The organism is Planctellipticum variicoloris (genome assembly GCF_030622045.1).
GTDB classification, from domain to species: domain Bacteria; phylum Planctomycetota; class Planctomycetia; order Planctomycetales; family Planctomycetaceae; genus Planctellipticum; species Planctellipticum variicoloris.
The window spans coordinates 3696620-3709089 of sequence record NZ_CP130886.1 but is presented as its reverse complement, the minus strand read 5'-3'; the positions used below and the strand labels follow the sequence as shown (position 1 = coordinate 3709089).

Below are 12470 nucleotides of genomic sequence, written 5' to 3'. Positions count from 1 at the left end.
CTTCGAGTTCGCCTGGCTCTCAACCATCTATCCGCTCATTTCCTGAGCGGTTTTCCGGTCGCAGTCAGCACCTTGTCAGGCGGTGCGCTTTGCCATCAGTCGTCGAACGACATGGCCTTTCCACATCCAGAGACCGGACAGGACGAGGACCGGCAGGAACACAAACCGCGTCGGCGCGGCGTACTTGGGGATTTCTTCAAACGGACTGTATACGTAACCGATGATCGGAATGCTGAAGACGATGTGAATCCAGCGAACAATCGACCGTTTGGCGCCTTCTCGCATGTTGATGTGACCTTCGTTCTTGAGATTGATCGATAGTGATGCGTCGAGACGGATAGAGGACCTTGGGCGACGGTCTATTGGCCGTCTTTACAATGCGTTCTTACTTGCGGTTGGCTGTCTGGCCTGCGGCCACGACGACAAGCTGCTTGAGCATCTTCGCCCAGCCAAACTCTGCACCCCGAAAAGCCTGCTCGCCAAATTGGCGGGAAAGGTCGAAGCCCGCATGCTCGAAAAGAACGAGCGTTCCTTCGCCCTCCGACTCGAGCCGGAAACTCACCCGAGTATCGACCAGTTCTGCCGCCGACCACGAGAACACGAGCGTGGTCGGCGGTTCGCACTCCAGCACCTCGCAGCGCACGACCAGCCCCTCGAAACCGACCTTGGGGTTTGGCGGGACCTGGAACGTGAAGTGGTGTCCGACACGCGGTTCGAAGTCGTTGGGAAACATCCACTCGGCGAGGGTGGCGCGGTCTGTAATGGCCCGCCAGACCTGTTCCCGTGGTTGCGGAATCGCGATCTGTCTTTGTATCGATCTGGTCATTTCTGGCTCGATCTGGAGAGGAGCGACTGGAGACGCTGGAGGTGGTCGTCCCAGAACTGCTCGTAGTGCGCGATCCACTCCCGCACCGGGCCGAGCCCGGCGGGGACGAGGCGATAACGTCGCTCCCGGCCATGCCGCTGCTCCGTCACGAGCCCTGCCTCCAGCAGGATGCGGAGGTGCTGGGAAACCGCGGGGCGGCTCATCGGGAACTCGCTCGCAATTCCGTTCACGGAGCGGTCGGACTCGACAAGGAGATCCAGCATCCGGCGACGTGCGGGATGACTGATCGCCCCAAAGACATCCGGTTCTCGCGGGGAAGTCGCTTTCATGCCGCCAATATACGTAAGGAAAAGATTACGCGTCAAGGGGGGCGAACCTCGCCTGCTGGTGCAACGCGACTTCTTACGGTCCTGTGGCCTTGGCGACTCCGCGGGCAGATCACGGAATTCGAGAAAAACGGCTCGCGGTCTGTCACAGAAGCCGGAGGTCCATCGTCCTTGTTGCAGGATGGGAGAACTGAGCTGCGACGACATCCGCCGCAGCGGCCGCAAAATCGAACAGGAGTGGATCGTCATGAACCGTGGATTACAATGGGTTGCGACCGGGGCGATGTTCGCGGTCGGTGCGATGGCATTTGCTGACCACCATGAAGAGGGAGAGTCGGTCAAGGTCATTTCCTCTCAGGACATCCAGGAGAAGCTGGACGGCAAAGACGCGAAAGTCACGGTGGTCGAGGTGACTTTAGAGCCAGGGCAATCGGGCCTGCCTCACCGGCACCCGGGGCCGGGGTTCGTCTATGTGCTGGAAGGCAAGTATGAGCTCGGCATTGACGCCCAGCCGACGAAAGTGTTCAAGGCCGGCGAGTCGTTCTATGAGCCGACCGGATGTCTGCACCGGGTGTCGAAGAACCCCGCTGCGGAGGGGCGCACCCGCCTGATTGCCGTGGTGCTGCATCCTCGTGACGCCAAGGAAATCGCAATCCCGGAGGATGTGAAGGGGCGTCGCCATTGAGGAGACCACCCTCGCGCATGGCCGCCGGACGCCATGCCGGAAACGCGAATGTTGCCCGACTTTCGAAGGAGTCGGTCGGTATGAGCGAGAGCATCAGCGAATTGCGGCTGCGGATGATGTCTGTGGCCTACCGCATGCCGGGCGGCGTGGCCGTTGCCGAGGACGCCGTGCAGGACGCATTCCTGCGTCTCCAGGGGGCCAGCAAGGTGATTTCGCCCGAAGGTTGTCTGGTGAAGACGACCGCCCGGCGCTGCGGAGCTGCCTGAATTCGGAATCCCGAAGGTTTTTCACGCAGGGCGCGCTGCGACTCAAATTTCCGGCTTGTCATTCGGCCTATCGAATGCCAACCGCCGGCGAGCACCGGTCTTCGCACTTGAAACGGAGAACAGAACCATGGAAAGCCGCGTTAAAGTTGATAAGTCGAGCATGGACGCTTACCGCGCCCTGCTCGGCGTCGAAAAGTATCTGGCGCAGTGCAGCATCGAGAAGTCGTTGCGCGAGCTGATCAAGCTCCGCGTCTCCCAGATCAACGGCTGCGCCTATTGCATCGATATGCACTGGAAAGACGCCCGCGCTTCCGGAGAGACCGAACAGCGGCTCTATGGCCTCCCGGCCTGGCGGGAATCGCCCTATTACACCGAGCGGGAACGTGCGGGGCTGCTTCTCGCGGAAGAGTTGACCCGCATCGCAGATCGCCCGGTTCCGGACGTCGTCCACGAGCGGGTTCGCGAGCAGTTTCAGGACCGCGAGATTGCGGATCTGACCTGGGCGATCGCCGCAATCAATGCCTGGAATCGGGTCAATATCGGACTGGGGACTGTTCCAGGAGACTATCAGGCCCCCGGAGCGGCTCACTGAGCGATGTTGAGTTGTGTTTGCAGCACCTCGAATAACCATGCCGGAATTCCTGCGCCTTCCATGTCACCTGTCAAAGACCATTGTCTGACATCGCTTGAGAAAGGGACCAAACCATGAAGATCGTCGTCATTGGCGGCAGCGGACTGATCGGGTCAAAAGTCGTGAACAACCTTCGCCAGCGCGGCCACGAAGTCGTCGCCGCGTCCCCATCCTCGGGAGTCAACGCCGTCACCGGCGAGGGATTGAAGGAGGCCCTGGCAGGCGCTCAGGTCGTCGTCGACGTGGCGAATTCGCCCTCGTTCGAGGACAAAGTCGCGATGGAGTTCTTCGAGGCGTCGGGGCGGAATCTCCTGGCCGCGGAAACGGTCTCCGGCGTGCGGCATCACGTGGCGCTGTCGGTGGTCGGGACGGAACGACTGCTGGCGATGGGCTACTTTCGCGCCAAGCTGGTTCAGGAGAACCTGATCAAGGCTTCGGGCAGGCCGTTCACGATTGTTCGCGCGACGCAGTTCTTCGAATTCACGGGGGCCATCGCCCAGTCAGCGACGGTCGGGCAAACGGTTCGGCTGCCGGCGGCCATGATGCAGCCGATCGCATCGGACGACGTCGCCGCCGGGCTGGCCGATGTCGCCATTGCGCAGCCGTTGAATGAAACCATCGACCTTGCCGGTCCTGAACCCATTCGCATGGACGAACTCATACGACGCTTTCTGATCGCCAGTCACGACGCTCGGGAGGTCGTTACAGATCCCGCGGCCGGCTACTTCGGCATTTCCGTCGACGATCAAAGTCTCACGCCCGGCGATCGCCCGCGCATCGGTCCGACACGTTTCGCGGATTGGCTCGCGCGTTCCGTTCCGCAGAAATGAGCCGATTGCAGGCCGGAACCTGATCGGCGGAGGGGCCGATCCGAGTCGAATTGGAGGAACTGGAAATGCACGAACGCGTCGTCATCATCACGGGGGGAGGGACTGGCATCGGGCGTGCCACTGCGATCCAGTTTGCCGGGGCAGGGGCCAGGGTGGTGATTGCGGGACGGCGGGCCGCTCCTCTTGAAGAGACTGCCAGCGTTTCCGATCGGATCGTCCCGGTTCCCGCCGATCTCCTCCTTGAGGCCGACCTGGAACGCGTGATTCAGACGGCAATCCAGCGCTGGGGGCGTATTGACGTCCTGGTCAATAACGCCGGAAGCTTCGTTCAACGACCTCTGGCGGAGATCGACCAGCAGACGGTGACGGCTCTGTTCGCTACCAACGTGCTGGCTCCCAGTCTGCTGAGCCGGGCGGCTCTGCCCGCTCTGAAAGCGTCTCAAGGCTCCATCGTCAACATTTCCAGCACATTCGGGCACAAGGCCGCGCCGACGATTTCCCACTATGCGGCATCAAAAGCCGCCCTGGAACATCTTACTCGCTGCTGGGCGCTGGAGCTGGCGCCTTACCGAATTCGGGTCAATGCCGTCGCACCGGGGCCAACGGAGACGGAGATACTCACTTCCTCGGGTCTCCCTGCCGCCGTCATCGAACAGATCAAGCGGGAGGAGTCGGAGCGAATCCCCTTGGGACGTCGAGGGACATGCGAAGATGTCGCCGCGTGGATCGTGAGCCTGTCGAATCCTGCGGCCGCCTGGGTCACCGGTCAAATCGTGGCCGTCGATGGAGGACTGGGGGTGACCTGAACGCTGCAATGGCGATTCGATCTCTTCGGGAATGACGGCCTCCGCTCGACTTCGCGGAATTCCGAACTTGCCGCGATCGCCGATCTGGCGGAGAATCGACCTTCGTCGGCACGGCATTTTGAGTGGGACGGGCCCTCGGGAGTCGCCGATATCGACCATCCAACGAAAAGTCCCCTGCGCGGAGGGTTGAGGACCCTGCCGCGCGAGGGATCTCAAACACGAGGGGGATCGCAGCTCTCAGAAGCGGATGATGAGGTCGAGTGACAGCCGGTCCTGGAGAATGTCCCGCCGCTGGTTCCAGGGAATCTCGTAGGCCAGGCCGACTTCGAGGTGATCGCCCGGCTTGTACTTCAGCTCCCACGCCCCGGTGACAACGTCGTTCCCGGCAATTCCCGGCGCCCCGAAGTCGAACAGATCCATCCCCCCCCACGGCCAGCGGAAACTCGTCCGCAGACGACATGTCGTGGCGCCAGTTCGCTTCGGTGAAGAGATCGAACGGCGAGCAGCCCGGCCTATTGTCGATGTGGTTCGACCATTACGACATCGGATTTCGGCCGGATCGGTTGACCGGCAGCCGGAAGCCGCTTCCCGTGCCATCGTGCCGGCCGGGGAGGAATTCGGTCCCGCCGGTGGCGAACAGGTGGAATTCGTCGTCGCCGTTCCCCTGGATGGCCCGGTGACTGCCGACCGCACGTTCGTACGTCAGACCGGCGCTCAAGAGCGTCTGAGTCTCGGCGTTCTTGTAGAGGTTATACTTCAAGCCGGCGTTGACGTCGGCGAAGCCGTCGTCGAGAACCGCACTCTGCGACACGATGAAACCGTCTTTGGCGGCGATCATCGACAGCTTGTCGGTGATCGCCCGCCGAACGACTGCGTGCAGCCAGGACTCAGGAAGGAACTCGACACGCGTGTCATCCCCCATCCCCGAAACCGTGCTATCGCCGCAACGCTTCCTGGAGCTGCAGCAGTACTTAGGCTGGTCTGCAATCGACGATGCGAACGTCCCGGCCCTGCGAGCATGCCTGGCGCCCGAGGCTGCCGCCTTCGTCACTGACTTTTATGCCGAATTGGTGCGACACCCCGCCGCCAGCCGGGTCATGACCGGCGGCCAGCGCCAGATCGAACGCTTGAAAGCGAGCCTCGGAGTCTGGCTCGACGAGCTTCTGAGCGGCGACTACGACGAAGCCTACGTCCGCAAACGCTGGCAGGTCGGGTATCGCCATGTCCTCATCGGCCTGGACCAGATCTATGTCAGCGCCGCCCTGAGCCGCTTGCGGATGCAGATGCTGGCCGTGTTGCAACGCCAGCCGGGGAGCGAATCGGCTCGACTGCTGTCGCTGAGCGCCACTCTCAATCGGCTGCTCGATCTGGATCAGATCGTGATTCACGCGGCCTACGACGCCGAATTCCACGCCCGGCAGACTCCCATTCACTCGGCGCGCCTGCTGCAGCAGCGCTGGTTGACCCGGATCAGCGAGCGGGCACTGGGAGGGACCACGCTGGAAGAGCTTCTCGATGCCGGGCTGCTGGCGGTGGTTGAAAGCCTCAAACCGGAAGCCGCCGCCGTCCTGGTACCGGTCCCCGGGCTGGACTGCTGGCGCGTCGTCTCCGAGTCCGGGTGGCCCGCGGCGGCGCGGCAGCTCTGTGCGGAGCCGCAGGACTGGTTCGCCGCCGCCCTGCGCAGCACCGATCCGCTGATCAGCGAAGATCTCCGGGCCGATCCGCGCTTCACGCTCCCTCCCGTCCTGGTCGACGCTGGACTGATCAGCGGTCTCGTTGCCACGATTGGCGACGACGAAGAACCTTTTGGCGTGCTGACCGTCGGTTTCACGACCCGCATTCGACTGACAGACGCCGACGGAGATTTCATCAAGTCGTTAACGAACCTCCTCGCGGCCGCCCTGCAAAGAATGCGGCAGACGAGCCGCTGGCAGGCCAGCGAACGGCGCCTCAAGCGCCTCGTCGATCGCCTGCCTGCCGGCGCCGTCTACGTCGTCGACGAAGAATTGTTCATCAATGCGGCGGTCGAGGCCATCACGGGATTCAGCCGGACGGAGCTGACGCATCTGGGGCAATGGAAGTCCATGGTCCGCGACGTTGACGCGGTGCAGCTCCTTCCCGATCCAGGACTTCCGCTCTCATCCGAGGGGGCGGTGACTCGTCATCGAGAACTGCTCAAACGCCAGGACGGCGCCGAACGATTGATCGAAGTGGTGGCCTTCCGGTCGGCGACCGATGAAGTCTGGCTGGTCCACGACATTACTGATGCCGAGTCCCGTCGACAGCAGGCGCTGCAGGCCGAACGGCTCGCCGTCATCGGCCAGATGATCACCGGCCTGGCCCACGAAGCGCGGAACGCGCTGCAGCGCATGCGAGCCTCCACCGAGACGCTGGAACTGGACCTGGAAGATCGACCCGATGTGCTGCCGGTGCTCGAGCGTCTGGGAGCCGCCCAGGACGATCTTAAGACCCTCTTCGACGAAGTCCGCAACTATGCCGCCCCGATCGTCCTCGCCCGCGAAGCCGTGGACCTCCGCCGGCTCGTCGAAGCCGCCTGGGACAGCCTCTTTGAGATCCACCGGCGCCGGCGCGCGCATCTGCAGGTGGACATTTCGGACGAGCTGGCGATCGGCGACCTTGATCCCTTCCGGATCGAACAGGTCCTCCGCAATCTGTTTGAAAATTCGCTCGCGGCCTGTCCCGACCCGGTTGAAGTGGGAGTCGCGGCGATTACTGCGACGGTGGACGGAGAGCCCGCCGTCGAACTGATCGTCGCGGACAATGGTCCGGGGATGGCCGACGAGATCAGGCGGCGGGTTTTCGAGCCGTTCTTCACCACGAAAGCGAAAGGAACCGGTCTGGGCATGGCAATTGCGGAACGAATTCTCCTTGCTCACGGCGGCCGCATCGAGATCGGCGCCCCAGCGCAAGGCGCCGAGTTCCGCATCCTGCTTCCCCGAGTGCACCATGTCTCACCCGCTGAGGATCGCCATCGCTGACGACGAGGCCGAAATCCGCGATTATTTTCAGAAAGTGCTCGAACGCCTCGGCCACGACGTCGTCGCCGCCGTCGACAATGGTGCCGATCTCGTGACCGCCTGCAATTCGCTCCTGCCGGACCTGATCATCACGGACGTCCGGATGCCGCAACTCGATGGCGATCAAGCGGTTCGAGAAATCTGGAAGTGCCATCGCATTCCCGCAATCCTCATTTCGGCCTATAATCCGCCCGTCGATCCCGCCGGCGATGCTCCGACGTGGTCGTACCTGAACAAGCCGGTCCGGCGGACCGATCTCGAAGCGGCCATTCTGGCCGCCGTGCCGGACTGATCGGGCGGAACTCCGGGTGAGGCACTGCGGCGGATGACAGCAGCCGGGCAACGACGAGTCTGCGAGCTGCTGCTCGTTGACGACGATCGCGAACTGCGGACGCAGATGGCCCGCAACCTCTGTCGCCTCGGCTATCAGACCGTCGAAGCCGACAGCCTCCGTGCCGCCGTCGAAATCCTCCAGTCACACGAAATCCCCCTGGCGATCGTCGACCTCGTGCTGCCGGACGGTTCCGGCGTCGATCTGATCGATCAGTTGCGCGCCGCCGGGCAGGACGAATGCGCCGTCGTGATGCTGTCGGGGCAGGGGACGATCACCACCGCGGTTGAAGCCATGAAGCGCGGGGCGTCGGATTTTCTCACCAAGCCGGTCCGACTGCAGGAACTCGACGCCACTTTGCAGCGAGTCCTCGAAAATCAGCGACTCAAACGCGAGAATCAGCAGCTCAAAGAACTGCTGCGCCAGCAGCGTCCAGACCATCGGATCGTCGGCGAATCGGCTCCGATGCTGGAGGTCTTCCGACTGATCGGCAAAGTCGGGCCCACGGACAAGCCAGTGTTGATCCAGGGGGAGAGCGGCACCGGCAAAGAACTGGTGGCCCAGGCGCTCGCGGAAACCAGCCCGCTGCGCGACCATCCCTTCGTCACCATCAACTGCGCGGCGCTTCCCGAATCGCTGCTCGAGAGCGAACTGTTCGGTCATGAAAAAGGCGCGTTCACCGGGGCGCAGTCCGCGAAGCAGGGGCTGTTTGAAGTGGCCGACGGCGGGACGCTGTTCATCGACGAAATCGGGGAACTCGCTCCGGGCTTGCAGGCGAAACTGTTGCGAGTGCTTGAAGATGGATCGTTCCGGCGGGTCGGCTCTACCAAAGAACGCAAAGTCCGGGTCCGTCTGCTGGCGGCGACGAACCGCGATCTGGCGACCGAAGTGCGTGCCGGGCGATTCCGCGAGGACCTGTTCTACCGGATCAATGTTCTGACACTCACTCTGCCGCCGTTGCGGGAGCGGGGCGGAGATCTCCCGCGGTTGATCGAACACTTTGCCGGGCCGGACTGGGAGAGTGAAGCCGGGCTCCCCGACCAACTGGCCCGCTACAGTTGGCCTGGTAACGTGCGACAACTGCGAAACGCCATCGAGCGGGCGAAAATCCTGGCCACCGGCAACCTGATCGAACTGGCCAACTTTCCGCCCGAGGTTGTCGCGGGTTGTCAGTCCAGCGAAACCGCTCCGGAAGCGACGGCTGGCGAGGACCTCGAAGCCGCCAACCGCCGTCACATTCTGCACGCTTACCAGCAGGCGGGCGGAAATAAGGTTCGCGCCGCCCAGGCCCTCGGCGTGACTCGGCGAACGCTCTACCGGCTGCTTGAAAAGTACGGCATCGAGTAGCGACTTGTCCTGCTCGGCAGCAGTCTCGCGGTGTGCGGATTCGCTCGCCGATGTGCGGCATCGCACACTCGCGGCAGCACACGGTTCGTGAAAGCGTCACGGGAAACTGCGATCACTTCCCGCCGACTGGCAGATTTCCTGTCTTTGGAGGCGGGAATCTTCCCGACACCGGGAATCAGCGGCACATTCCGCAGCGAATTCTGCGACCTGCCTCCGGCGGTACGCCACTTGCGATTCTGCGTCGCCGACGAGGTCGCGAAGGTTTCGCGTCCCGACCAGTCCGGAGCAGGATCCCGCACGACATGACTGCCAACGGTCCTTCTGAAGAGCAGCCCGCCGGCCAGTGGCTTGAAGAGTTTCGCTACGACGACGCCATCGTTCGGGCTTTCGCCCTGGCGACGCTGGTCTGGGGCCTCGTCGCCATGCTGGTCGGACTGATCATCGCCCACCAGCTCACGGTCCCCGCCCTGAACTTCGGAATGGGCCTGACCTCCTTCGGTCGGCTCCGTCCGCTCCATACGAACGCGGCGATCTTCGCGTTCGCCGGCAACGCCATCTTCGCGGCGGTCTACTACTCGACGCAGCGGTTGTGCAAGGCCCGGATGTGGAGCGACCGGCTGAGCTGGGCTCACTTCTGGGGCTGGCAGGCGATCATCGTCTCGGCGGCCATCACGCTGCCGCTCGGCATTACGCAGAGCAAGGAATACGCCGAACTCGAATGGCCGATCGATCTGGCGATCGCGGTCGTGTGGGCCGGGTTCTTCGGCGTCAATTTCTTCATGACGCTCCTCAACCGCCGCGAGCGTCACCTGTACGTCGCCCTCTGGTTCTACATCGCCACCATCGTGACGGTCACCGTCCTGCACCTCTTTAACAATCTGGTCGTCCCCGTCGGCCTCTTCAAGAGCTACTCCGTCTACGCCGGCGTGCAGGACGCCTTCATGCAGTGGTGGTACGGTCACAATGCCGTGGCCTTCTTCCTGACCACGCCGTTCCTGGGCCTCATGTACTACTTCCTGCCCAAGGCGGCCGAGCGACCGGTTTTCTCCTACAAGCTGAGCATTCTCCACTTCTGGTCGCTCGTTTTTCTCTACATCTGGGCCGGCCCGCACCACCTGCACTATTCCCCGACGCCGGAATGGGCGTCGACGCTGGGCATGCTGTTTTCGATCATGCTCTGGATGCCCTCCTGGGGCGGCATGATCAATGGCCTGCTGACGCTGCGGGGCGCCTGGCGCAAGGTGACGGTCGATCCCGTGCTGAAGTTCTACGTCGTCGGCATCACGTTCTACGGCATGTCGACGTTCGAAGGCCCGCTCCTCTCGGTCAAAGCCGTCAACGCCCTGTCGCACTACACCGACTGGACCATCGCCCACGTCCACAGCGGCGCCCTCGGCTGGAACGGCATGATGACCTTCGGCATGCTCTACTGGCTCCTGCCGAGAATCTTCCAGACCAAACTCTGGAGCACTCGGCTGGCCGAATGGCACTTCTGGCTGGGAACCGTCGGCATCCTGCTCTACATCGTTCCGATCTACGTCGCCGGCCTCACCCAGGGGCTGATGTGGCGGGCGATTAACGAGCAGGGGCAGCTCATGTACCCCGACTTCGTCGAGACGGTCCGCGTCCTGATCCCGCTGTACTGGCTACGCATTCTTGGCGGATTCGCCTTTTTCTCCGGCGTCGTCCTGCTGGGCGTCAACTTCCTGATGACCTGGCGTTCGCGGCCTGCCGTCTACGACGACCCGGTCTATACCGCCTCCCCGCTGCGGAAAGAGTATGTCGATCCTCCGATCGCACCATCGAAACTGGGGGCCGTGCTCGACACAGCCAAGTCGCTCGATGTCTGGTCGCGGCTGGAATGGCACCGCCGCTGGGAACGTCTGCCGGTCCGGTTCACGGTCTGGGTGGTGATCGCAGTCGTCGTGGCCTCGCTGTTCGAAATCATTCCGACCTTCCTGATCCGGTCCAACGTCCCGACGATCGCCTCGGTCAAACCCTACACGCCGCTCGAACTGGCCGGTCGCGACCTCTACGTCGGCTACGGCTGCTACAACTGCCACTCGCAGATGATCCGACCGATGCTCGCCGAGACCAAGCGGTACGGCGAATACTCCAAGCCGGGCGAGTTCATCTACGACCGCCCGTTCCAGTGGGGCTCCCGCCGGATCGGGCCGGACTTGGCTCGCGAAGGAGGCCGGCAGTCGCATCTGTGGCATCTCATCCACTTCCGCAATCCCAAGCAGCTCATTCCCGGTTCGATCATGCCGGCCTTTCCGGAGTTAGAGAAGGACAAGTTGAACTTCCGAACGATCCAGGAACGCGTGCAGGCGGTCGCCTGGCTCGGAGCGCCCTACACGCGGGAGCTGACCGAAGCCGAAGCCATGGCCCATGAGCAGGCCGAATTGATCGCCGCGGAAATCGCGAAGCAGCAGGGGCCGGAAGGTCTGGCCGACAAGAAAGTGGTTGCGTTGATTGCCTACCTCCAGCGAATGGGCACGGACCTGACTACTCCCGCAGCAACCCCGGCGGGCGAACCCGCAAAATCCGGCGAGCAGCCTGCTGCAGCGCCGTCTGAAACGCCCGCAGCACCGTAGCCGCTGACCGCACGCCACAAGGAGCAGGTCATGATCAAAGACGTACTGCAGACTCTGAACTACGAAATCTGCGCGGAAGTCGCTCTGGTGCTGTTCGTCGGGAGTTTTCTCGTCGTCCTGCTGCAGACCTGGCTCACGCGTCCGGAAGAAGCTCGCCAGCAGGCTGATATTCCCCTGACGGACGGCACGAAGAAAGCGTTTCGATGAGCAACACTCCCGAAGAACTGACGAATCACTCCTACGACGGCATTCAGGAGTACGACAACCCGCTCCCGGGCTGGTGGGTCTGGCTCTTCGTCGGCTCGATCGCCTTCTGCCCGTTCTACTGGGCCTACTTCCATGCGGGCATCCCCGGACGCTCGATCCACGATCAGTACAACGACGCCGTCGCCCAGAACCTGCGGCAGCAATTCGCAGAGCTGGGAGAACTGCAGCCCGATCGCGCGACGCTCCTCAAGTATCTCGACGACAAACGCTGGCTCGCCGTCGGCGAGTCGGTCTTCAAAACCAACTGCGTCTCGTGCCACGGACCGAGTGCCGAGGGCAAGGTCGGACCGAATCTCTGCGACGACTCCTGGAAGAACGTCAAAACCATTGAAGACGTCGCGAAAGTGATTGCTCAGGGGGCCGGCGGACGGGCCATGCCCGCCTGGGGACAGCGGCTGCACCCCAACGAACTGGTTCTCGTCGCCTGTTATGTCGCTTCGCTCCGCGGCTCCAATCCCCCCAACGCCAAGGCCCCGGAACCGGAAGCCAAAGTCATTCCTCCCTGGCGCGGCTAGTCGCC

Annotated in this window: 16 protein-coding genes; 11 read left to right on the top strand and 5 right to left on the bottom strand. The window is 62.9% G+C overall.

All coding sequences use genetic code 11. The features are described 5' to 3' along the window. Positions 1 to 75: 75 nt before the first annotated feature. From SH412_RS14390 to SH412_RS14380, 3 genes are all read right to left on the bottom strand, one after another. Complete coding sequence (locus SH412_RS14390; RefSeq protein WP_336518703.1) at positions 76 to 285, bottom strand: hypothetical protein; 210 nt, start codon at positions 283 to 285, stop codon at positions 76 to 78. Positions 286 to 385: 100 nt separating this feature from the next. Beyond that, the gene (locus tag SH412_RS14385; RefSeq protein WP_336518702.1) at positions 386 to 826 is read right to left on the bottom strand and encodes an SRPBCC family protein; all 441 of its coding nucleotides are present in this window, start codon (positions 824 to 826) and stop codon (positions 386 to 388) included. Next, positions 823 to 1155 carry an ArsR/SmtB family transcription factor gene (locus tag SH412_RS14380; RefSeq protein WP_336524163.1) on the bottom strand — a complete coding sequence of 111 codons (333 nt, stop codon included), beginning with the start codon at positions 1153 to 1155 and terminating at the stop codon, positions 823 to 825. The genes SH412_RS14385 and SH412_RS14380 overlap by 4 nt, the downstream gene beginning before the upstream one ends. A 244-nt stretch (positions 1156 to 1399) precedes the next feature. On the opposite strand from SH412_RS14380, the gene SH412_RS14375 reads away from it, so the two are divergent. From SH412_RS14375 to SH412_RS14355, 5 genes are all read left to right on the top strand, one after another. Then, complete coding sequence (locus tag SH412_RS14375) at positions 1400 to 1837, top strand: cupin domain-containing protein (protein WP_336518701.1); 438 nt, start codon at positions 1400 to 1402, stop codon at positions 1835 to 1837. Positions 1838 to 1917: 80 nt separating this feature from the next. After that, positions 1918 to 2103, top strand: coding sequence for a hypothetical protein (locus SH412_RS14370; RefSeq protein ID WP_336518700.1), 186 nt, complete (start codon positions 1918 to 1920; stop codon positions 2101 to 2103). A 127-nt stretch (positions 2104 to 2230) separates the two neighbouring features. Continuing rightward, positions 2231 to 2695, top strand: a complete 465-nt coding sequence (locus SH412_RS14365) for a carboxymuconolactone decarboxylase family protein (protein ID WP_336518699.1) — start codon at positions 2231 to 2233, stop codon at positions 2693 to 2695. Positions 2696 to 2808: 113 nt separating this feature from the next. Next, the gene (locus SH412_RS14360) at positions 2809 to 3564 is read left to right on the top strand and encodes an SDR family oxidoreductase (RefSeq protein ID WP_336518698.1); all 756 of its coding nucleotides are present in this window, start codon (positions 2809 to 2811) and stop codon (positions 3562 to 3564) included. Between the two features lie 65 nt (positions 3565 to 3629). Next, positions 3630 to 4370 carry an SDR family NAD(P)-dependent oxidoreductase gene (locus SH412_RS14355; protein WP_336518697.1) on the top strand — a complete coding sequence of 247 codons (741 nt, stop codon included), beginning with the start codon at positions 3630 to 3632 and terminating at the stop codon, positions 4368 to 4370. A 237-nt stretch (positions 4371 to 4607) separates the two neighbouring features. On the opposite strand, the gene SH412_RS14350 is transcribed toward SH412_RS14355, so the two are convergent. Together SH412_RS14350 and SH412_RS14345 are read right to left on the bottom strand one after the other, a co-directional pair. Further along, the gene (locus SH412_RS14350) at positions 4608 to 4790 is read right to left on the bottom strand and encodes a hypothetical protein (protein ID WP_336518696.1); all 183 of its coding nucleotides are present in this window, start codon (positions 4788 to 4790) and stop codon (positions 4608 to 4610) included. A gap of 115 nt (positions 4791 to 4905) precedes the next feature. Next, the gene (locus SH412_RS14345; RefSeq protein WP_336518695.1) at positions 4906 to 5292 is read right to left on the bottom strand and encodes a hypothetical protein; all 387 of its coding nucleotides are present in this window, start codon (positions 5290 to 5292) and stop codon (positions 4906 to 4908) included. Between SH412_RS14345 and SH412_RS14340 the strand changes: the two genes are divergently transcribed. From SH412_RS14340 to SH412_RS14315, 6 genes are all read left to right on the top strand, one after another. Continuing rightward, positions 5279 to 7369, top strand: a complete 2091-nt coding sequence (locus SH412_RS14340) for a protoglobin domain-containing protein (RefSeq protein WP_336518694.1) — start codon at positions 5279 to 5281, stop codon at positions 7367 to 7369. The genes SH412_RS14345 and SH412_RS14340 overlap by 14 nt on opposite strands. Continuing rightward, on the top strand, positions 7338 to 7700 hold the full coding sequence (locus SH412_RS14335; protein WP_336518693.1) for a response regulator: 363 nt from the start codon (positions 7338 to 7340) through the stop codon (positions 7698 to 7700). Before SH412_RS14340 ends, SH412_RS14335 begins: the two co-directional genes overlap by 32 nt. Before the next feature lie 33 nt (positions 7701 to 7733). Continuing rightward, a complete protein-coding gene (locus SH412_RS14330; protein ID WP_336518692.1) occupies positions 7734 to 9086 on the top strand; it encodes a sigma-54-dependent transcriptional regulator in 1353 nt (450 codons plus the stop codon). A 302-nt stretch (positions 9087 to 9388) separates the two neighbouring features. Next, positions 9389 to 11683 carry a cytochrome-c oxidase, cbb3-type subunit I gene (gene ccoN / locus SH412_RS14325; RefSeq protein WP_336518691.1) on the top strand — a complete coding sequence of 765 codons (2295 nt, stop codon included), beginning with the start codon at positions 9389 to 9391 and terminating at the stop codon, positions 11681 to 11683. 30 nt (positions 11684 to 11713) lie between these two features. After that, positions 11714 to 11890, top strand: coding sequence for a hypothetical protein (locus tag SH412_RS14320; RefSeq protein ID WP_336518690.1), 177 nt, complete (start codon positions 11714 to 11716; stop codon positions 11888 to 11890). Next, the gene (locus SH412_RS14315) at positions 11887 to 12465 is read left to right on the top strand and encodes a cbb3-type cytochrome c oxidase N-terminal domain-containing protein (protein ID WP_336518689.1); all 579 of its coding nucleotides are present in this window, start codon (positions 11887 to 11889) and stop codon (positions 12463 to 12465) included. Before SH412_RS14320 ends, SH412_RS14315 begins: the two co-directional genes overlap by 4 nt. Positions 12466 to 12470 lie beyond the last annotated feature (5 nt).